Origin of the sequence: Flexivirga oryzae (genome assembly GCF_014190805.1) — a bacterium.
In the GTDB taxonomy this organism is placed as follows: Bacteria; Actinomycetota; Actinomycetes; order Actinomycetales; family Dermatophilaceae; genus Flexivirga; species Flexivirga oryzae.
In genome coordinates, this window is record NZ_JACHVQ010000001.1 from 2034012 (window position 1) to 2052754 (window position 18743).

22 protein-coding genes and 1 tRNA gene are annotated in these 18743 nt (G+C 66.2%); 6 read left to right on the plus strand and 17 right to left on the minus strand.

Going from position 1 to position 18743, the window contains the following annotated elements:
* Window positions 1-40: 40 nt before the first annotated feature.
* From FHU39_RS23795 to FHU39_RS09495, 4 genes are all read right to left on the minus strand, one after another.
* Window positions 41-211 carry a hypothetical protein gene (locus FHU39_RS23795; protein ID WP_221185205.1) on the minus strand — a complete coding sequence of 57 codons (171 nt, stop codon included), beginning with the start codon at window positions 209-211 and terminating at the stop codon, window positions 41-43.
* A 45-nt stretch (window positions 212-256) separates the two neighbouring features.
* Window positions 257-1888 (minus strand): subtype A tannase, encoded by a 1632-nt coding sequence (locus FHU39_RS09485; protein WP_221185206.1) that lies wholly within the window; start codon window positions 1886-1888, stop codon window positions 257-259.
* A 318-nt stretch (window positions 1889-2206) separates the two neighbouring features.
* Entirely contained in the window at window positions 2207-4237 is a 2031-nt protein-coding gene (locus FHU39_RS09490; protein WP_183320117.1) for a hypothetical protein, read from the minus strand.
* 421 nt (window positions 4238-4658) lie between these two features.
* Entirely contained in the window at window positions 4659-5144 is a 486-nt protein-coding gene (locus FHU39_RS09495; protein WP_246336196.1) for a MarR family winged helix-turn-helix transcriptional regulator, read from the minus strand.
* An 82-nt stretch (window positions 5145-5226) separates the two neighbouring features.
* Between FHU39_RS09495 and FHU39_RS09500 the strand changes: the two genes are divergently transcribed.
* Window positions 5227-5535, plus strand: a complete 309-nt coding sequence (locus FHU39_RS09500) for a hypothetical protein (protein ID WP_183321055.1) — start codon at window positions 5227-5229, stop codon at window positions 5533-5535.
* Window positions 5536-5654: 119 nt separating this feature from the next.
* Here FHU39_RS09500 and FHU39_RS09505 read toward each other — a convergent pair.
* The 4 genes from FHU39_RS09505 to FHU39_RS09520 form a co-directional block, all read right to left on the minus strand.
* Window positions 5655-5731: transfer RNA gene (locus FHU39_RS09505), tRNA-Val, on the minus strand.
* Window positions 5732-5817: 86 nt separating this feature from the next.
* On the minus strand, window positions 5818-6258 hold the full coding sequence (locus FHU39_RS09510; RefSeq protein ID WP_183320119.1) for a TIGR02611 family protein: 441 nt from the start codon (window positions 6256-6258) through the stop codon (window positions 5818-5820).
* 11 nt (window positions 6259-6269) lie between these two features.
* The gene (locus FHU39_RS09515) at window positions 6270-7100 is read right to left on the minus strand and encodes an aminotransferase class IV (protein ID WP_221185207.1); all 831 of its coding nucleotides are present in this window, start codon (window positions 7098-7100) and stop codon (window positions 6270-6272) included.
* 87 nt (window positions 7101-7187) lie between these two features.
* Window positions 7188-7382 (minus strand): hypothetical protein, encoded by a 195-nt coding sequence (locus FHU39_RS09520; RefSeq protein WP_183320120.1) that lies wholly within the window; start codon window positions 7380-7382, stop codon window positions 7188-7190.
* Between the two features lie 110 nt (window positions 7383-7492).
* On the opposite strand from FHU39_RS09520, the gene FHU39_RS09525 reads away from it, so the two are divergent.
* The gene (locus FHU39_RS09525; protein WP_183320121.1) at window positions 7493-8011 is read left to right on the plus strand and encodes a MarR family winged helix-turn-helix transcriptional regulator; all 519 of its coding nucleotides are present in this window, start codon (window positions 7493-7495) and stop codon (window positions 8009-8011) included.
* Between the two features lie 12 nt (window positions 8012-8023).
* Here the strand turns inward: FHU39_RS09525 and FHU39_RS09530 are convergent, their stop codons facing one another.
* The 3 genes from FHU39_RS09530 to FHU39_RS24970 form a co-directional block, all read right to left on the minus strand.
* Entirely contained in the window at window positions 8024-8800 is a 777-nt protein-coding gene (locus tag FHU39_RS09530) for an enoyl-CoA hydratase (protein ID WP_183320122.1), read from the minus strand.
* 127 nt (window positions 8801-8927) lie between these two features.
* Window positions 8928-10454, minus strand: coding sequence for a sodium:solute symporter family protein (locus tag FHU39_RS09535; RefSeq protein ID WP_183320123.1), 1527 nt, complete (start codon window positions 10452-10454; stop codon window positions 8928-8930).
* Window positions 10451-10669 (minus strand): DUF3311 domain-containing protein, encoded by a 219-nt coding sequence (locus FHU39_RS24970; RefSeq protein WP_221185208.1) that lies wholly within the window; start codon window positions 10667-10669, stop codon window positions 10451-10453. Before FHU39_RS24970 ends, FHU39_RS09535 begins: the two co-directional genes overlap by 4 nt.
* A gap of 303 nt (window positions 10670-10972) precedes the next feature.
* Between FHU39_RS24970 and FHU39_RS09545 the strand changes: the two genes are divergently transcribed.
* Window positions 10973-11176 (plus strand): antitoxin, encoded by a 204-nt coding sequence (locus FHU39_RS09545; protein ID WP_183320125.1) that lies wholly within the window; start codon window positions 10973-10975, stop codon window positions 11174-11176.
* 64 nt (window positions 11177-11240) lie between these two features.
* On the opposite strand, the gene FHU39_RS09550 is transcribed toward FHU39_RS09545, so the two are convergent.
* On the minus strand, window positions 11241-11741 hold the full coding sequence (locus FHU39_RS09550) for a hypothetical protein (RefSeq protein WP_183320126.1): 501 nt from the start codon (window positions 11739-11741) through the stop codon (window positions 11241-11243).
* A 243-nt stretch (window positions 11742-11984) separates the two neighbouring features.
* Between FHU39_RS09550 and FHU39_RS09555 the strand changes: the two genes are divergently transcribed.
* Window positions 11985-12329 carry a thioesterase family protein gene (locus FHU39_RS09555; protein ID WP_246336197.1) on the plus strand — a complete coding sequence of 115 codons (345 nt, stop codon included), beginning with the start codon at window positions 11985-11987 and terminating at the stop codon, window positions 12327-12329.
* Between the two features lie 34 nt (window positions 12330-12363).
* On the opposite strand, the gene FHU39_RS09560 is transcribed toward FHU39_RS09555, so the two are convergent.
* From FHU39_RS09560 to FHU39_RS09575, 3 genes are all read right to left on the minus strand, one after another.
* The gene (locus FHU39_RS09560) at window positions 12364-12945 is read right to left on the minus strand and encodes a hypothetical protein (protein ID WP_183320128.1); all 582 of its coding nucleotides are present in this window, start codon (window positions 12943-12945) and stop codon (window positions 12364-12366) included.
* Window positions 12946-13010: 65 nt separating this feature from the next.
* A complete protein-coding gene (locus FHU39_RS24150) occupies window positions 13011-14282 on the minus strand; it encodes a hypothetical protein (RefSeq protein ID WP_246336198.1) in 1272 nt (423 codons plus the stop codon).
* A gap of 218 nt (window positions 14283-14500) precedes the next feature.
* Window positions 14501-15019 carry an NADH-quinone oxidoreductase subunit B family protein gene (locus tag FHU39_RS09575; protein ID WP_183320131.1) on the minus strand — a complete coding sequence of 173 codons (519 nt, stop codon included), beginning with the start codon at window positions 15017-15019 and terminating at the stop codon, window positions 14501-14503.
* Between the two features lie 120 nt (window positions 15020-15139).
* On the opposite strand from FHU39_RS09575, the gene FHU39_RS09580 reads away from it, so the two are divergent.
* Window positions 15140-16732: an IS1182 family transposase gene (locus tag FHU39_RS09580; protein WP_183319280.1), complete on the plus strand. Its 1593-nt coding sequence runs from the start codon at window positions 15140-15142 to the stop codon at window positions 16730-16732.
* A gap of 393 nt (window positions 16733-17125) precedes the next feature.
* Here FHU39_RS09580 and FHU39_RS09585 read toward each other — a convergent pair whose 3' ends face one another.
* Window positions 17126-17770 (minus strand): NADH-quinone oxidoreductase subunit D-related protein, encoded by a 645-nt coding sequence (locus tag FHU39_RS09585; RefSeq protein ID WP_246336486.1) that lies wholly within the window; start codon window positions 17768-17770, stop codon window positions 17126-17128.
* On the opposite strand from FHU39_RS09585, the gene FHU39_RS09590 reads away from it, so the two are divergent.
* Window positions 17760-18470, plus strand: a complete 711-nt coding sequence (locus tag FHU39_RS09590; RefSeq protein ID WP_183320133.1) for an MFS transporter — start codon at window positions 17760-17762, stop codon at window positions 18468-18470. The two genes, FHU39_RS09585 and FHU39_RS09590, sit on opposite strands and share 11 nt — an antisense overlap.
* Before the next feature lie 10 nt (window positions 18471-18480).
* Here the strand turns inward: FHU39_RS09590 and FHU39_RS09595 are convergent, their stop codons facing one another.
* Entirely contained in the window at window positions 18481-18693 is a 213-nt protein-coding gene (locus FHU39_RS09595; RefSeq protein ID WP_183320134.1) for a dodecin, read from the minus strand.
* Window positions 18694-18743: the final 50 nt, after the last annotated feature.

Sequence of the window (18743 nt, forward strand, 5' to 3'; positions counted from 1 at the left end):
CCGCCACCGCGGTGGACCGCGAGAGGTCCGCCACGCTCACTCAGGCAACGCTCTTGGTTACCCAGTTGATGAAGTTGGTCGTCGCGTTCCCACTGGTCTCGGCCATCGTGTGCGCCTGGCCCCAGACGGTGGCGAAATCGACTCTCTTGCCGAGGTTCTGCAGGGCGAGTGCCAGGTTGATCTCGACGGTGTTCGCGGTGTCGCCCTGCATGATCCCGGTGCGGATGCGCCAGTGCGGGGCGACGCTGGACGACTTCTAGCCGCGATAGAACTTCGCCACGTAGAACATCGGGTTGTACATGTCGAGACGGCGGGCCACCGCTGTGCCGATGCTGTCGGTCTTGGCGAAATCGGTGCTGTATGACGATGCGCCGTACGCGCTCTTCCAGCCGCTCAGCTTGGCGTAGCCGCTCTGGCCGGCCGCGATGACCTGGCGTGACACGGCGGCGAAGTGCAGGCCGCTGGTGCCGAGCCCCATGACGACGTTCTCGGTCTCCTGCCGGGTGATGCCGTCGAACGCGCCGACATCCTTGGTCGGCTGTTTCTGGCTGAGCACGAAACCCTTCAGGTTCAGCACCGTCGCCATCTTGCTGCTGGCGTCGTACTTCACCCAGGTGGTGTCGCTGTTGAGGTACACGATGTATGCCTTGACCGTCTTGTAGGTCGTGCTCGAGGAACTGCTCGACGATCCGCCGCTCGCACCGGTCGGCGGCGTGCCGCCGGAGCCGCTGGGTGGCGTGCCGCCTGATGGCGGTGTCCCGCCGGAGGGTGCGCTTCCGCTGCCTCCTCCGGGCATACCACCCTGACTGGTCGGTGTGTAGGGGAACGTGGTGCGCGCGAGGAAGTCGTTGAGCGAGTCCTGCACCACCGAGACGAGGTGGTCGTAGTAGCTGCCGGACAGGTACTCACCATTGCTCGATCTGGCGAGCTTCAGCTTCTTGCCGGACGAGTCCCGCAGCCCGAGTCTGTTCTGGTAGGCCGCGAAAGCCGTTGCCAGATCTCGTGAATAGGACTTCGTCCAGGTCCCGCTCGCCCGGGTGCCGGTTGAGGCGAACTGGCCCATGTTCCACTCGTAGGCGGCGTTCGCGTAGTCCAGGCTGGTGATCGGGCACCACGCCATTACGCCCGCGATGGCGTCGCTGATCGGTGTGTTGTCGGCCGAGGACATCGCCGCACCGAGCGCCTTGAGGTAGGGCGTGTAGAGCTTGCTGTCGCCGGATGCACCCATGACGGCGCTCTGCGCTCCCCCGCCGCTCATCCCGAAGACGAAGATGCGGTCGGTGTCGCCCGGCACCTTGTCGCCGACGTAGCGGATGAACCGGACCGCCGCCTTCAGGTCGACGACACCCCAGGGCGCGTTCCCGGTGTAGCTGCTGGTCTCACTGTCCCGGCCGCGCAGCCCGGCGGCGACATACACGAACCCTGCGCTGAGGTATGCCGAAACATCCTGGTAGCTATAGCTGCTCGGCGGTTTCTGCGCTGCGTAGCCGGGGGTGTTGACCGGGAACACGATCGGCGCGGTGGCCGCGGTGAAACCGCCGACCTTCCCGGAGCTGTTCGTCGTCACCGTGTAGCTGCCGTCGCTGTTCTTGGTCCCGGTGAAGTACTTGCCCGGTACGTAGACGGCCAGCTTCTCGTAGTCGGCGGCCTGCGGGTCGCGGACGTATTGCAGACCCAGCTGGTAGTAGACGTCGTGCGAGGAGTCGTACTGCCACGAGGCGGCGTCGAGCGCGATCCCCGCGCTCGAGGTGCTGGCAACGGTCGCAGCCGAGCTCGTCGATGACGCCTCCGTCGCGGCAGTGTCCGACGAGCTGCTGCACGCGGCGAGCAGTCCGCCGAGGCCGGTGACCCCGCCACCGATGATCGCTGTTCGTCGAGTGATCGCCACTGTGATCTACCTGCCTCCCGTGGTGCGTCGCCGGCGGCTCCAGCGAACGTGGTGACCAGTCGACACGGGCGCCCTTTGGCAGCGCTTTGCAGGATTGTTGATAATCGTGTGTGCTAATCATCGGCCGATGATCGCGCACGCATCCCCCACAGGGGGCTCTTACGGATATGGTCTGCCCTCTCCAGAGCACCGAACTGTCCTGGGAGAGATTCTCCCAGGACAGTTCATCGGTGCTCTGCGAGCGTTCGGTTACGGCTGCTGCACGCGGATCTTCACCCTCACCCGCTGCGCCGGGCCGGTCGCCTCGTTGCGCTCGGTCTACGCCGTAGGGACCAGTTGCGCGCGCTGGTCCGTCTGCCGGAAACCGATCGGCTCCAGCTTGAACGTGCCGTCGCTCTGCACGGTCAGCGCCAAGTTGGAGTCCCGGTTGACCAACACGTACTGGCCGACGGAGGTCAGGCTGCCATCGGCTGCCGCCTGCGCCGCGGCGGACGAGGACGAGCTCAGCGTGGTGGCGGTGTTCGAGGCCTGCGGCAACAGGTACCACTGGTCGGTGCCGCCGCCGGAGCCGAGCCCGCCGTTGCCACTGGGGTCGAAATTGGCTTCCTCTGGCCCGGTGGCCTCGCCGGCGCCCCACGACCGGCGCTGCTGGATCGTCGACCCGTCGACGGTCAGGTACTTGCCCGTGGCGGTGTTCTCGATCTTGTAGATGCCTGTCTCGTAGCGCGAGTCGAAGCTGTCCATGACCGGGACAACCTTCCACGTGCCGTAGTTGGCGTCCTGCACCGAGTCGCCGCCGATCTGCAACTCGTAGCTGGACGACGACTTCACGGTGTTGCCGTTCGAGTCCGTGATCGGCCGGTGCAGGGTGAAGGTCGTCTGGCCTGCCTGGTGCGCTGCCGGCGTGATCCGGTCGACGTGACCGTTCAGGTCGCTGACCGCGTAGAACGAGCGGGTGGTGATGTTCTGGTTCGTCATACTCCCGTAGTCGAGCGTGGTCATGTAACCGGAGCTCACGGGCGCATATGCCACCGTCGTCCAGTCGTTCATCTTGGACAGGTCGGTGTTCTGCAGCAGGTAGCCGTCGTAGCCGAACGCCTGGTAGCGCTGCGAATCGGTGTTGTAGCTGATCGCCCACGCGTCGAGCGGGCGCGGCATGAAGATGCTGCCGTTCGCCTCGTCCAGGTAGATCGTCACGCCGGAGTGCAGCGCGACCGGCGCGTTGCTCGCCTGCCCGGACGGGCTGTACTGGCTGAAGACGATCTGGTTGTTTCCGTTGGAGTCCTTGGTGATCTCGAACGTGTTGGTGTAGCCGATGCCCGGGTCGACATACGTCAGGCTCGGCACCGAGTTGCCGTCGGCATCCTTGATGGTCGCGCCGAAGTAGTCGATCGTGTAGGTCTTGCCGTTGGCCTGGACGTCGAAGTCACGCGTGCCGGTCGGCGGGCCCTGGTAGGCGAGCGTGTGATTGGTGTAGTGCAACGACTGCCCGCTGGTGCCCGTCCCGGTCCACGCCACCGTGTCGGTGGAGGGGGTGTAGAGCGGCGACAAACCGCCGGGTGTGTTGACCGAGCCGTCCAGGCCACCGATCCCCGGCTGCGTCCAGGACCCGTCGTAGAACTTGTTCCAGGTCCCGGGCGCCATCTTGCCGCTGATCGGAGCGCGCGCGGCGGCGTTCCACTGGGCGATGCTGGAGTTCTGGTTCGACTTCTTACGGACCTGGTAGTCGTAGTAGAGGTAGAAGTAGCCGGTGGAGTGGTCGATGAACAGTCGGGTGCCTGACTCACCGTAGGACCAGGTGTTGCCCGGGTAGTCGGACTGCGTCAGGTAGCCATCGGGCTCGTTCGGTGCCGTGACGATCGCACCCTTGGACTGCCAGGTCGCGCCCTTGTCGGTGGACGTCGCGACAAGGATGCGATTGCTGTGGATGCCCGTGCTGAGTCGTTGCGCCTCGGTCAGGCTGGTGTCCGAGTTCAACGGATCGAACTCGAACTCGTCGTTGACCACGGCGTACCACGTTTTGGTGGAGGGATCGATCCACACGCCGACGATGTCGCAGTGGTCGTCGTTGTATGGCGAAGGCATGATCTTCTTGCCGGACGAGTCCGTCCGACTGTCGAGCTGATAGCAGATGCTTCCCGCCAGGTCGGGGTGCGAGTCGTCCTGCAGCAACGTGGTTGTCTGCGGCGACGTCGACAGACCGGTGGTGACCGCACCCAGGTCGGTATTGGTGAAGGTCCGCTCCCAGTTACGCCCCTGGTCCGTGGCGTCATACAGGTTCGCGGCGGCGGACCAGTGGAACTGTCCGTCGGCGTCGACATACGCCGAACCCGCGATGTCGCTGTCCATACTCCCGGCAAGATTGCCTGCGCGCGGTTGTGTTCGTCGGGAACTTCTGGTCCTGAGGCGGGGTCAGCGTTGACGCTGAGGCGGTCGCGGCGGTCATGGCGACCACCGTCCCCGTCGCTGTCACCACAGCGAGCGTTCGTAGTCGAAGTGCTCGTCGCATGTGGGTAACTCACCTTTCGATGGCTTGCCGATGCCATTCCGCGCGGCGGTTCCCGATGGCGCTTTTGTGCAGTAATCGCTTACTCAGAATGTCGATACCATCAAGGCAATGTCAATACCACCGACCGCAAAGTGATTGCGCTGCACCGGAATCTGCAGATCCAACGTCCAGAGCTGGTCAGTAAACGTGTACTGTCACCGTGATGACGAGGGTCCAGCCTTTCGGCAGCAACCCGAGTTCGCCCTCAGCGAGGTCGGTTCCTCAGTCGCCGCGAGCCGCGGGAGTCAGCAGTTCCTGCTCGCGAGCGGTCAACCCCGCGGGATGGTCGGCGGCGTCGATGAGGCCATGGAGTATGTCGTTCAGCGCCGACAGATCGTGACCTTGCAGACCGAGGCGGCGGATCATGATCGCGGGGACGTTGATCGCGCGGTCCCGCAGCGCGCGTCCACTCGGTGTGAGCTGGACCGCGAGCGTGCGCTCGTCGGCGGGGTCGCGGCTCTTACGGATGTAGCCGGCCCTCTCGAGTCGCTTGAGCAACGGTGACAACGTGCCCGGGTCGAGTCGCAGGGCCCGCGCCAGGCTCCGATTCGACTGCGGCTCGTCCTGCCAGAGCGCCAGCATCACCAGATATTGCGGATGGGTCAGGTTGAGCGGAGACAGCACCTCCCGGTAGGAACCGATCACCCCGCGGGCGGCGAGCGCGAGTGCGTAACAAACCTGGTTCTCCAGGGCAAGGGGATCCTGCATTGTCTCGACCATAACGCCGCCAGCGTATCAATTGTTGGTACACGATTGATTGGTGTACCAATCATTGGTGTACCGTGCTGCCATGATCACTGAGGAAGCTCGCTCTGAACAGGCAGCGGAGGATCGGGCCGCGTTGGAGTTGGCGTTGCAGCAGGCGGCCGGTGTTGCGCCGAACCGCAGTGCGGAACGCCGCCGGGAACGGCCGCAGAAGACCCCCATCCCGAAGAGCAAGGCCGGGCTCTCGCTCGGTTACCGCTTCATCTGGCGGCTGCACTACACCTTGCTCGCATGGGGCGGCCCCGCACAGCGGCCCCTGGAGTGGGACCCGCGCGAGCGGATGCGCCGCGAGCGGGCCGAGAAGGTCGCGCACGCGCAGCATCCGGCTGACTGACGCCGGTCGGTTGGACATCAAGCTCGACCCAGCCGACTCGAACCGATCTTCTGCCAACTTCGTGAGCAAACAGGACGGCCCGTGACACACGTTTCCGCAGGTCAGGGGCCGTCTTCGGGTGGTGGATGTGAAGGGACTCGAACCCCTGACCTCTCGCGTGTGAAGCGAACGCTCTAACCAGCTGAGCTACACATCCGGGTGCCGCTGCGGCCCGTCATACGAACCGTGCTGCGAGCGCCAACATTAGCCGACGCGGCGCGCCCGCGCATAATCGGGGCCGCGTCACAAGCCGGGCACGTGACCCAGCCAGTCCTTGACCTGGCCGGGCAGGAAGCCGGGCACCCCGCTGACCAGGAAGACCAGCCAGAAGCAGACGGCGACGAGCAGGACGATGCCCAGGGAGACGAGCCCGCGCATGAACCAGCCCTGCCGGGACATCCAGACGGTCCAGAGCCGCACCTTCTCCCGCGCGAAGCGCAACAGGCGCTTGGCCCAGGCGAATTCGGTCGCCCAGATGCCGAGCCCGATGAAGATGATCACCCACCCGGGCCCGGGCAGCGGCAACAACACGACCCCTGTCGCGATGACCAGGAAGCCGATGACGGCCACTGCCACGCGATAGAAAAGGTATGCCGTGGGGTTGGTCCGGATGCGCGCACGCCACGCGAAACGCTCGCGTGGCGCTGCGGATTCGACGTCCTCCCCTGGCATCGGTGTCGCCATCGGCAGCTTTGTCAGTCGCGGCCGGCGGCGGACGCTTTCGCGAACGCCTCCGCGGCGGCAGCGGTCACCGGGCCGGGGGCCGGCAGTTCCCGGTCGCCGACGGCGTGCACGGCCTGCACGTCGCGGGTGGAGGAGGTGATGAAGACCTCGTCCGCCGTGTCGAGGATGCCGATCGGCAGGATCTCCTCACGCACCGGGATGCCGGCCTCGCGGCTCCACTCGATCGTCAGGGCGCGGGTGATGCCGGCCAGCGGACCGCACTCCAGCTTCGGCGTGAGGATCTCACCATCCACCACCACGAAGATGTTGGAGCCGGTCCCCTCGCACAGCTCGCCCCGGGTGTTGGCGAAGATCGCCTCGCTGCCACCTTCCTTGTGCGCCGCGTCCAGCGCGACGACGTTCTCGGCATACGAGGTGGTCTTCAGCCCGGCAACCGCGCTGCGTTCGTTGCGGGTCCACGGCACGACGACGATCTTGGTCGTCGGTTCGGGCCGGGGCACGGGCATCGCGGCCACGATGTAGGTGAACGGGCTGTCGCTGCGGTCGGACCCCAGCGGCCCTTCACCGGCGGTCACGGTGTAGCGCAGCCGGCCGAACTCGATCGGGTCGGCGAGCACGGCGTCGAAGCCTTCCTGCAGGCGGCCCCGGTCCGCGGCGGGCAGACCCAGCCCGGCCAGTGAGCGGTCCAGCCGGTCGTTGTGGCGGTCGATCGCGAACGGCTTGCCGGCAACGACCTTCGCAGTCTCGAACACACCGTCACCGACGGTGATCCCGTGGTCCAGTGCTCGCACGCTCGGCTTGTCGTCGACCAGTTCCCCGTCGACCCAGACCCGCACGCCCATTGTCTGCCTCCGCTTAGCTCGTGAGTGGTCCCTTCATCCTGTCACTTGCATGGGGGACGCGCCCGGGCCGGTCGGCGAGGCCCCGGGTCATCTCCGTCGGACGATCCCCAACTGGCGCAGCGACGCATAGGCCGTCAACAACGCCCCCAGGATGAGGAAGCCGCACCAGGCGATGCTGTATGGCGCCATCCGGATCGCGGCGAACAGGATGAACACGGCCAGGCCGAGTCCGATCCAGCCCACGATGCGGTTGCTCTGCGCGCGTCTGTCCATGGCGTCCATGGAACCGATGGTGTCACGGACAGTGCCGCGCGCGTCGGAGGTTCGACCCGATCGACGGCCGTGCCGGACGCCACGCCCGGCGCGCGGGCGGTGATGAAACAATCACGGTCATGTCGAGCCCGCTCCCCCACGACCCGATCGCCGAGGCGCACCGTCAATGGACGGCGCACGGATGGGGTGTGTATGCCGACGGCATGGCGGCCATCACGTCCATCATCCGCGCACAGCAGATCTTCATCGCGCGTGCCGAAGAGGTGCTCAAGCCGCTCGGTCTGACCTTCGCCCGGTACGAACTGCTCACGCTGCTGCACTTCACCCGCAGCGGTGCCCTGCCGATGGCCAAGGCGAGTGCGCGCCTGCAGGTGCACCCGACCAGCGTCACCAACGCCGTCGACCGGCTGGAGAAGGTCGGGCTGGTACGGCGCGCGCCGCACCCGACCGACCGCCGCACCACCCTGATCGAGATCACGCCGGACGGCCACGAGCTCGCGCTCACGGCGACCGAGCAGCTCAACAAGACACTCTTCAGCGACCCCGGCCTCGACAGTGAGGACCTGCGGCCACTGCTGCGCATCCTGACCCGATTGCGCCAGGACGCAGGCGATTTCGAGGAGCCGTCGGACTGGTAGGGGCGCGCGGTCTCACGACCCGGAGAAGTTCGCGGGGCGCTTCTCGACGAACGCCGCCATACCTTCCTTCTGGTCGTCGGTCGCGAAGGCCGCGTGGAAGGAACGGCGCTCCAGGCGCACCCCCTCGGCCAGGGTCGTCTCGAATGCGGCGTTGACCGCGTCCTTGGCCATCATCGCGATCGGCAGCGACATACTCGCGATCTTGTCCGCGACCTCCTTCGCCGCTGCGAGCAGGCCCTCGGCGGGCACGACCCGCGCCACCAGACCCGACCGCTCCGCCTCGTCGGCACCCATCTGACGCCCGGTCAGCACCAGGTCCATCGCCTTGGCCTTGCCGACCGCGCGGGTCAGTCGCTGCGACCCACCCATGCCGGGTATGACGCCCAGCGTGATCTCGGGCTGGCCGAACTTCGCGGTGTCGGCCGCGATGATCAGGTCGCACAGCATCGCCAGCTCGCAACCACCACCGAGCGCATACCCCGCGACGGCGGCGATCAGCGGCGTACGGACACGGGTCAGGCGTTCCCAGGCCCCGAAGAGGTTCTCGCCGTACACCTGGGCGAACGTCTTGTCCGCCATCTCCTTGATGTCCGCACCGGCGGCGAACGCCTTCTCCGACCCGGTGATGATGATGGCGCCGACGCCCGGGTCCTGGTCCAGCTCCTCCGCGGCCGCGACCACCTCGGCCATCACCTCGGAATTCAGCGCATTCAACGCCTTGGGGCGGTTCAGCGTGATCGTGGCCGTGCGGCCGTCGCGCTCGAGGAGGATCGTCTGGAAGTCGGTCACCTTTGCTCCTGCAAAATCGTTGTTTTTGAGCCGGATTCGCCCTTGATGCTAGAGCAGGGACAAAACCGACGGTCCCCGCCCGTCCGTGGACAGGTGGGGACCGTCGGTCAGGCCGGTCGCTCGCTCGTCATACAGCGGCAGTCGCGAGTTCGTCGGTCCCGTCGTCCTCGGGAGCGGGACGGCTGCCCGGGGTGACGGCCGAGACCGCGAACATCACGATGGCGTTGACGACCAGGGCGACGATGCCGATCGCTATGTGCTGCAACGAATCCGGCATGAAACCGAACGTGGTGATGCCGTCATGGTAGATCGCACTGTCGAGCGAGAACCACGTCACCAGCAGCGCACCGACCACCATGCCGGCGGTCGCACCCCACGAGCTGATCGGGTTCTTCTTCAGCAGGCTGGCCAGCATCGACGGCAACAGCTGCGTCACGAAGGCGTAGCCGAGCAGCAACAGGTTGACGATCGCCTGACCTCCCTGGAAGAGCAGGACCAGGGCGACGAGCGCGACCACGGGCACGGACGCCTTCGCGACCAGGCTCGCCGACGCGGCCGACGACCTCGGGAACAGCGGCTTGTAGAGGTTGGAGGAGATCAGCGTGCCGCAGGTCGTCAGCAGCATGGCTCCCGGCACCAGGGCGCAGAACAGGCCTGCCGCGCCGACCAGTCCGACCACCCACTGCGGCAGTTCCTGCGTCACGATCTCCAGCAGTGCGTTGTTCGCTCCGCCGTCCGGGGCCACGTTGAGTGCGACCGCTGCGGTGAAGCCGATGAAGAACACGAAGAGGATCACCAGCTGATAGAGCGGCAGGAAGACGGCGTTGCGGCGGAAGGTCTTCGGGTTGTCCGCGGAATACACGGCCCCGAAGTAGTGCGGCCACATGAAGAAGCCGAGCGTCGACATCAGGATGTTGCTCACGAACCAGCCCATGTCGTAACCGGATTCACTCAGATGGAGCGACACTCCACTGCTCGACCAGGCGTCAGGTATGCCGCCGCCCTCGAGCTGGTCGAAGAGGTGGCCGAAACCACCACCGAGGTGCAGTGGCAGGTAGATCCCGAGGATCACGACGATGACCAGGACGATGATGTCCTTCACGACCGCGTTGCTGGCCGCGGCGTGGATGCCGGAAACCACCACGTAGGCGACCAGGCAGATCGCCCCGCACCACTCCGCGGCAGTGGTGGAGATCTTCCCGTACGACGTGGCGTTGACGATGATGCCGAGACCCGCCAACTGCAACTCCAGGTACGGCACCATCGCGACGATGCCGACGATCGCGACCACGGTCCCACTGGTGCGCGACTTGTACTTCGCGACCCACCAATCCGGTTGCGACAGAAGGCTCATCTTCTTGCCATAGCGCCAAATGGCCGGCGCCAGCCAGTAGGAGATGACGTAGGCGAGGCTGCCGTAGCACAGGATGTAGAACGCCGCGCCACCGTGGGCGTAGGCCCATCCTGATGCGCCGAGGAAGGTGAAGGTCGTGTAGATCTCACCGGCGAGCAGCAGGAAGACGATGATGGAGCCGAGGTTGCGGCCGCCGACGCTCCAGCCCTCCATGTCCATCTCTTTGCCACGCCGCGACCACAGTCCGAGCGCGAGCGACGCCGCGAAGAAGATCACCAGGATTGCGAGTGCGACGTTCATGCGCCGGTCTCCTCATCCTGGGAGTTGGCAGGGTCGGTGCGATAGACGATCGCCATACAGATCGACGTCAGCACGACCGAGATGACGATCCAGACGAGCAGAAAGGGAAATCCGGCGATCGTGGGCGTCGTGCGGTTCACGAACGGCGTGCAGACCAGCATCAGGATGAACGGGATCGCTGCGAGGGCGAGGTGGAACTGGCGAAGTTTGCTCACGACCGCCTCCCGGACCCGGCCAGGCGCTGGCACATCGACCGGTGGGGCGAACTCCGTCGGGCCCTGGTGGACCTGTTCTTCGTGTTCACAGCGATGGCTCCTAATTCCGCATTGTGAAAGTAATCTTCCATTGAGTGGACATCGAACATGACCTGGCTCACATCTGTCAAGAACCAACGGGTAACCAAGTCCACACCACCAGCAGGCACAGCGGGCATTTACGAGGCAGCGGAAACCCGCTGAGCAGCGGTTCACTGGGTTACAGTTCGGCGCAACCAGACGCCGCATCCGAGGAGCACCCCCATGGTCGATTTCAGCAGTCTCGTGCAGAAGGCGAAGGATTTCGCCCGGAAGAACCCGGACAAGGTCCGCGAGGGCGTCTCGAAGGCCGAGGACGTGGTCGACGAGAAGACGGGCGGAAAGTACGAATCCCAGGTGAACGCCGCCGGCGAACAGGTCGAGAAGCAGCTCGGCGTGCAGCCCGAGGACGGCAACAACCAGAAGTAGTCACACAGCCGACGACACAAGAGCGGGGCACCGGCAGATGCCGGTGCCCCGCTTCGGTCGTCAATCAGGAGAAGTCATTGCCTCCTTGGTCCGACTGCTGGCCGTCGAAGCCGCCGCCCGCAGCGCCGGACTGACCCTGATCCTGGCCCCCGAAGCCCTGATCGGCCTGCTGGCCGCCACCGATACCCTGCTCCGGCTGACCCTGCTCCTGCTGGCCGAAACCGCCTTGTTCAGAGGAAGATTGGCCCTGATCGGCCCCGCCGAAACCTCCCGGCTCGGGCTGCCCCTGGTCGGCCTGCTGACCCCCGAAAGCCTCGTCAGCTGACTGAGTCTGGTCCTGACCGCCGAAGCCCTGGTCGGCCTGCTGCCCGCCGGCGAAGCCCTGCTCCGATTGCCCCTGGTCGGCCTGCTGACCACCGGCGAAGCTCTGCTCCGACTGCCCCTGGTCGTACTCCTGCTGCTGCCCCTGGTCCTGGCCCCCGCCATAACCCTGGTCCTGCTGATATCCCTGCCCGGACTGATTGTCGCCGGACTGGCCTTGCCCGAATTCGTCGTTCTGACTCATGGGTTGTGCCCTCTCGTCGCGTACTTTCTTCGGTCGTGCCGGGTCGCCCCGGCGACCTCCACGCTATGGTCCGGTTACCGAAAAGTAACTATTGCAATCTCCATGACTTGTCAAAGTTTTGGTAAATACCACCCGCAAGATTCCGTAATGGTGCTAGCGCCGCGCGACGGTTGCGACCGCGGTAACCTCAGCCCCGGAGCCGGACCACCAACAGATCACGGAGAGTCCACCATGCGACATCAGGTGACCGAAGTCGACACGGCGATCGCGGTGGGGAGCGGCCACGTGCCCGTGCTCGCGACCCCACGGCTTATCGCCTGGCTGGAGGCGGCGACGGTCGAGGCCGCCGCGCCATACCTGCGACCTGGCCAGACGACCGTGGGTATCTCGATCCGGGTCGATCACACCCGTGCCAGCGCCATCGGCACCCAGGTGGAGGTCTCAGCCGATGCGACACCCGATGACAGCGGTCGTCGAATCACCTTTCTCACCAAGGCGATCGACGATACCGGAGCATCTGTCGGCGGTGGGACGATCGTGCGTGCCGTCGTCGACCGCGAGCACTTCCTCGCCGCGAACGCCCGCTGAGTCCCTCAGGCCGCGACCAACAGCACGACCCGACTCATCCGGACCACCAAAACCCGTGACCGCACTTACGCAGCAGATCCACCGCGAGCAGCTCGTCGAGGGCACGGAAGGTCCGGTACTTCGCGCCGGACGACACCGTGTGGTCCATCTCCAGGTCGTGCATCGCACGCAGCAGGCAGGGCGTGTCGAGGTCGTCCACGAGAAACGCCGTGAACGTGGCGAGGTCGTGTGCGGGCGCCGGCGGCTGGTCCTTCCACCCGGACATCTTGAATCGCCAGCGTTCCAGGGTCTCGAACGCTCGACGCAACCGCGCCGGAGACAGCGCAGCCGTTTCACCGGGACGAAACCGCAGCAGCGCCACGCGTATTGCGAGAGGGTCGTGTGTGTCGATCCAGTGCGTCTGCGCAGCGTTCCAACGATCCGGTTGCACACGTCCGATCGTGATCACCCGCTCCCCCGCCCTTGACCGGCTGCCTTCGGGTGCCACCAACACTCTTGTGCCGACGCCACCCGGCGGTCCGACCCGTGCGATCAGCCGCCGCTTCACGTCGGCAACCACGTCCACGCGCGCCGCTAGCAGCGGCGTGTCCTCCAACCCGTCCAGAGCCACGCGCACTGGTTCATCGTTGTTGCACCTGGCAGCAACGCGAACAGAGCGGAGTCGCGACAGCATGGTCTGCGTCAGTACCAGAACGTCACAACGCTCATTGCGGCCACTACCGCGATCAGCATGTACGCGAGGTAGGCGTCGAGCCGACCGGACTGGAGCCGTTGCGCAAGGCGGCCGAGCCGGCGCAGCCGAGTCCACAGCGGCGCGTAGCCGTAGCGCTCGACCACCGTCACCTCGCGTCGCAACGGGCGAACCATCCCCTCGGTGACAGAGTCTGCCCGCTCCGCCGTCTCGATCGGCGCAGTGCTGTCGGCGCTGAGCAACATGGTCGCGAGCACCCGGCGCATCGGATTTGCGAACGAGAACGAGGTATAACCGCCCTGCCGCTCGACGCCCGGTGATCCCGAGCTCCACACCGGGGCCCGGCGCACCTGCCAAACCGACCGGCCGGCGACTGCTGCGACGAGAAGCAACACGGCGACGCACATCAACGGGATCTCCACCCACAACTTGCCCGGAGAAAGCGCAGAGAATCCCGAATACACCGGCTGGACAACCCAACCCGGCGCATTCGCCGACTTCCCGGTGTCACCCACCATTTGCTGCAGTCCCCCGGCGATGAAGCTGAACTCCCAGTGCGCGGCGGCCGAAACCCCGAGGCACGCCGCGCAGAGCGCGCCGATCGCCACCCGATACGCCGGGGATCGGTCGGTACGCGGTGTCGCCCGTGTCCTGCTCGCGTCGCCGTATGCCGTCAGTGCGACCACGCGGACGAACGTCAGACCGGCAACTCCAATAGTGAGCGCCACCAACGATCCTCCGAATGCGGCCCGTAGAAGCCGGCGTTGACCGCGACGCCGGCGAGTAACGCCCGAGCGGGCGCGGGCGCCGCAGCGTAGGTCGGCGGCAACCACACCTGGACCGGCAGCAGCCCGACCTTCACGGCAAATGCGATGAGCAGCAACACATATGCGGCGTCCCGGGCACCGCTCCCCGGGACGCCGGACCAACTGGCCAGACTCAAGGACCCACTGGCCGAGGACAGGAGCAAACCCCCCCACCAGCAGCGCCGAACCGCTGAACTTTCCGAATGATGCGGCCCGCAACGCCGCATCACCGCGGCCCGGCAGTGACCGCTCCAGGTTGGTGGTCAGGTAGAACGTGAACGTCAACCCCTCCCAACCGACGAGCAACGCGAAGAGGTTCTGCGCCGTGAGGACGATCACGACGGAAGCCAACAGCGCTGCGATCAGTGCCGGAAGCGACTGACGACCGTGCCGCGAGCCCGCGGATGCCGCGACACAGAGCGGTACAGCGAGGCCGAAGCAGATCACCAGCAGCATTCCGGACAGGTGATCAGCGCCCAGGTCGATACCCGCAGGTGCGCCGAGGGACACCGCGATCGAGTGGGTGTTGCCCGCCATCGCTGTTGCCCCGGCAACCACGGCGATCACACCGCCCACCGCCAGGACCGCCCAGCCGATGCGTTGCGCAATCGTGGCACGCCCGCGCCACAGGCAACTCAGCGCAGCGAGAGCGAAGACGATCAGGGCACACACGATCATTGCGGGCCACCTGGTATCCGACCGAGTGCAAGGAGTATGCCGTGCAGCAGCGCGAAAGGCGGCGCAGGTGCTCCTGGGATGAAGACGTCCACTTCCAGCAGCCGGCCCACCCCCATGTCCGGACCCACCAGGCCGCCGCTGATCGCATCTGTTCCGGTGGCGACGACCACCACGGGCTCCGGCATCGCCGCACGGGTCCGCGCGAGCGGCAGGATCATCCCGGGTGCGCCGATGCCGGTGATCAGCAGGATGTCCGCGTGCCGTGGGCTTGCGGTGAAGAAGATCCCCAGACGATGGACGTCATACACCGGATTCAGCAGCGCGCGAACCTCCCACTCGTCACTACCGTCCGAGCCCGCGTCGACGTGTCGGATATGAACCGATCGGCGCAGCGCCCTCGTACGTGCGGCGATGTCTGTGTGGAGTCCGAAAACGTCCTCTTGTCGCTCGCGGCCCACGATCAGCGTCTCCCGGTCGCCGGCGGCCACATCGCTCCCCCGACGCCACTGAAACATGTCGGGGCGACGCTCCACGCAGCGCCCGCAGCCGATGCATCGGCCGCGGTCTAGGTCGCTGGTGTTTTTCGTGGCGTGGCGGTCCGTGTTGCTTGGTGCTGGGTTCGGGAGGATTGGCCTGTGACGTTGGGAGTGACTCCGAGCCAGGCTGATTTGTTCCGTTCGACGACCGCGTTCTGCGAGCCGCGGATCGGCGAAGACTCGATCTACGGGTTGTTGCACCGGCAGTGCCACCGGTTGTTCCCGGACGAGATGTTCGCGGACTTGTTCACCGATGTTGGTCGCCGGTCGGTACCGCCGATGATCGTGGCGGTGGTGATGGTGTTGCAACGTTTCGAGGGGTGCAGTGACCGGGAAGCGGTCGACCGGTTCGCGTTCGACGCCCGGTGGAAGTACGCGGCGGGCGGGCTGGACTTCGATTACCCGGGATTCGTGCACACGGTGCTGGTTGATATGCGGGCCCGGCTGGCCGCCTCGGATGCGCCGGACCGGATCTTCGATGCCGTGCTGCAGGTGGCCAAGGCTGCCGGACTGGTCGGGCGTAAACGGGTGCTGGACTCCACCCCGTTGTATGACGCGGTCGCCACGATGGACACGGTCACGTTGATCCGGTCGGCGATCCGTGGGCTGCTCAAGGCGTGTGATGCGCAGTTGGGGGCGCGGGTCCGGGACGTGCTGGCCCGTGATGATGACTACGTGGGCGCGGGGAAACCGGCCTGTGACTGGGACGACCAGGTCGCCCGGGCGGTGTTGGTCGATGAGTTGGCTCGGGACGGGATGGCCGCCCTGGCCGTGTTGGAGGGGCGGACGGTCAGTGAACCGGTGGCCGCGGCGGGGCAGTTGCTGGCCACCGTGCTGGGGCAGGACCTGGAACAAGACGCTGACGGGGTGTTCGCGATCGCGCGGCGGGTCGCCAAGGATCGGGTGATCTCCACGGTCGACCCGCAGGCCCGGCACGGGCACAAGACCGCCGCACGCTCCTTCGACGGGTACAAGGGGCACCTGGGCCTCGACCCGGACAGTGAGATCATCACCGCTACCGGCGTGACCCCGGGCAACACCGGTGATGCCGCGGCCGCACAAGACCTGATCGCTGATCTCCTCGACACCGACGATCACGATGCCGGCGATCACGGCGACGCGGATGAGCCTGGCGTGTATGGGGATAACGCGTACGGGACTGGGCCGATCCACGACTTGCTGGAGGCTGCCGGGATCGATGACAAGTGCAAGACCCAGTCGCCGTCCAATACTGGTGGCCTGTTCGCCAAGGACGAGTTCGAGGTGGACTTGGACGCTGACACGGTGACCTGCCCGGCGGGGCAAGTCTCGCCGATCCGGCGCGGGAAGGGTGGTGCCGGCACGGCACGTTTCGGGGCGGCGTGTGCCGAGTGCCCGCTACGGGAGCAGTGCACTACCTCCGCGAAGGGCCGCACCATCAAGGTCGGCGCCTATGAACGGCAGCTGACCGATGCCCGCGGGCGGCAACAGGACCCGGGATGGGTGGCCGACTACCGGGCTACCCGCCCGAAGGTCGAACGCAAGATCGGGCACCTGATGCGCCGCAAGCACGGCGGGCGCAGGGCACGGGTCCGCGGCACGACGAAGGTTGCCGCTGACTTCTCCCTGCTGGCCGCCGCGGTCAACCTCGTACGCCTGAGTGTGCTCGCCGTGACGTTCACGACCGGTCAAGGATGGGCAGCGACCGCCTGATAACACCAGGATCAGACTCGAAACCCCTTACCTGGCCGTCATATCCGCCCTCAAGCCGGCGTACTCGACTGGCCAGCGTCATCAGTCCCGCCCGGCGACCAGCCGCGCTCGGCCAGCCTCAGCCCCACGCGGTGACCTGATCTACCCCAGCCGACCATCCTCACCCACACGCAGCTGTTCAACACCAGCCACCTAGGAAGACGTTGCCGGCCAGGTCCGTTCCGATCGCGCCCGTTGGGCACAGCGATGCAACGGAAGCGCGCTCGCCTTGTTCCGGAACGCCGGCGACCGGCGCCGGCGCCACGGCGAAATCGTCGAAGTAGCGGTCCGTACGTGCCGGCCACCGGGAAGTAACTACCCCATCCGCCATACCGCGCAAGAACCACGGCACTCTCACATCGCCACCCCCGCGTAAGACAGGCCGAAGCTGGCCTCGATGAAACCGAGATCGGTGAAAACATCCCCGTGAAAAGCGTTGTGCAACAGCACCAAATCGTGGAACGAGGCGCTCCGTGCGAAGCAGCGGACAACCCGACCGTCACGGATGGTGACACTGTGCAGGACCTCACCCGCGGCGGACTCGGCGACGCCCAGATGCGTGCCGTCGACCGCCGGTGCCCGCACTCCGAAGACGGGCTCGATGTCGGTCAACCGGTCCGCGGCTTCCCCGAAGAGTTCGGCCGACTGGGTCACCTCCGCCTCCCGGACGCGCAACCGCGCCAGCGCGTCGGTCACGGTGCTGGTAGGCACGATGATGGGTGCGAGATCCGGGTAGCCGTCATACGGACGCCATACCCGATCGTCCAGGTCCACGCCGCTGGCTCGACCTACCGGCCCCACGGCCCCGTGCCGGTGGGCGAGATCGGTGTCGAGCCGTCCGGTCGTTCGAAGCCGGTCCAGGAAGGAGGCCGATGCGTTCAGCGCCGACAGGTCCGCGCTGATCCGGCGATGCAACGCACGAACACGGTGCGCGATCTCGGCAGGTTGAATTCGTAAGCCGCACGGCGGCGAACGTCTTGGCTTCGCCGTGCTCGCCATACCCGCGGCGCTCACGCTGCTCTCCCTGATCGTCACCTGGCGAACGTTTCCGCACCCCGGCGAACTCGAAACAGTCTCACCACCACCCCTGCACGAGCACGCCACGTTTCCCTCATCGTTCTGGTGGTACCTCGCCGCCATGAGCCTGGTCGCGATCGGCTACGCGGACTGGCCACTCATCGCGTTGCACGTCAGTCGGCACCACCTGGTGAGCGCAGACCTGGCCCCTGTGCTCTACGCGGTGGCGATGGCCGCCGAGGCCGTCGCCGCGCTCATGCTCGGCAAGCTGTTCGACCGTGTCGGGTTGCTCGCCGTGTTCGCCGTGACCGTCCTCACCGCCGCATACGCTCCGCTGGTCTTCCTCGGCGGGCTCCCGTTGGTCGTTGCCGGCGCCCTCGTCTGGGGACCCCGAATGGCCGCACAGGAGTCGGTCATCAAGGCGGTCATCACCGCGATCGTCCCGGCCGATCGCCGTGCCTCGGCCTACGGACTGTTCGACACCGGCTTCGGCATCGCCTGGTTCGGTGGCAGCATCCTGCTCGGTCTGCTCTACGACACTTCGCTGACCGCACTCGCGATCGTGTCCGCAGCGGTACAGGTCGCCGCGCTACCGCTGATCGTCCTCACCCGTCACCGCGTCGGACCAGACCTGGCACGCCGCGCAGTCCCGTCCCACGATCAGCCTGATCGCGGGTGGTGACCCACGTGCGCTACTCCTCCTCGATGCGGAAACCGAGCTTCACGGTCACCTGCCAGTGCGCGACCTTGTCGTCCTCGATCTGGCCGCGGACGTTCTGAACCTCGAACCAATCGAGGTTGCGGACGGTGTTGCCCGCCCGGGCGATCGCATTGTTGACGGCACCCTCGATGCCGTCCGGTGACGTTCCGACAATCTCCGACAGGCCGTAGGCGTGATTTGCCATGAGGTGCTCCGTTCACGAGTCTCGGGTGCTCCGGTGCGGCTCATTCTGTC

Excerpts from the sequence above, each read along its gene's own strand:
- FHU39_RS23795 (WP_221185205.1), bottom strand. The coding sequence starts at position 211 with ATGCAGGGCGACACCGCGAACACCGTCGAGATCAACCTGGCACTCGCC.
- FHU39_RS09490 (WP_183320117.1), bottom strand. The coding sequence starts at position 4,237 with ATGGACAGCGACATCGCGGGTTCGGCGTATGTCGACGCCGACGGACAG.
- FHU39_RS09495 (WP_246336196.1), bottom strand. The coding sequence starts at position 5,144 with ATGCAGGATCCCCTTGCCCTGGAGAACCAGGTTTGTTACGCACTCGCG.
- FHU39_RS09500 (WP_183321055.1), top strand. The coding sequence starts at position 5,227 with ATGATCACTGAGGAAGCTCGCTCTGAACAGGCAGCGGAGGATCGGGCC.
- FHU39_RS09510 (WP_183320119.1), bottom strand. The coding sequence starts at position 6,258 with ATGGCGACACCGATGCCAGGGGAGGACGTCGAATCCGCAGCGCCACGC.
- FHU39_RS09515 (WP_221185207.1), bottom strand. The coding sequence starts at position 7,100 with ATGGGCGTGCGGGTCTGGGTCGACGGGGAACTGGTCGACGACAAGCCG.
- FHU39_RS09520 (WP_183320120.1), bottom strand. The coding sequence starts at position 7,382 with ATGGACGCCATGGACAGACGCGCGCAGAGCAACCGCATCGTGGGCTGG.
- FHU39_RS09525 (WP_183320121.1), top strand. The coding sequence starts at position 7,493 with ATGTCGAGCCCGCTCCCCCACGACCCGATCGCCGAGGCGCACCGTCAA.
- FHU39_RS09535 (WP_183320123.1), bottom strand. The coding sequence starts at position 10,454 with ATGAACGTCGCACTCGCAATCCTGGTGATCTTCTTCGCGGCGTCGCTC.
- FHU39_RS09545 (WP_183320125.1), top strand. The coding sequence starts at position 10,973 with ATGGTCGATTTCAGCAGTCTCGTGCAGAAGGCGAAGGATTTCGCCCGG.
- FHU39_RS09550 (WP_183320126.1), bottom strand. The coding sequence starts at position 11,741 with ATGAGTCAGAACGACGAATTCGGGCAAGGCCAGTCCGGCGACAATCAG.
- FHU39_RS24150 (WP_246336198.1), bottom strand. The coding sequence starts at position 14,282 with ATGCTGCTGGTGATCTGCTTCGGCCTCGCTGTACCGCTCTGTGTCGCG.
- FHU39_RS09575 (WP_183320131.1), bottom strand. The coding sequence starts at position 15,019 with ATGTTTCAGTGGCGTCGGGGGAGCGATGTGGCCGCCGGCGACCGGGAG.
- FHU39_RS09585 (WP_246336486.1), bottom strand. The coding sequence starts at position 17,770 with ATGGCGAGCACGGCGAAGCCAAGACGTTCGCCGCCGTGCGGCTTACGA.
- FHU39_RS09595 (WP_183320134.1), bottom strand. The coding sequence starts at position 18,693 with ATGGCAAATCACGCCTACGGCCTGTCGGAGATTGTCGGAACGTCACCG.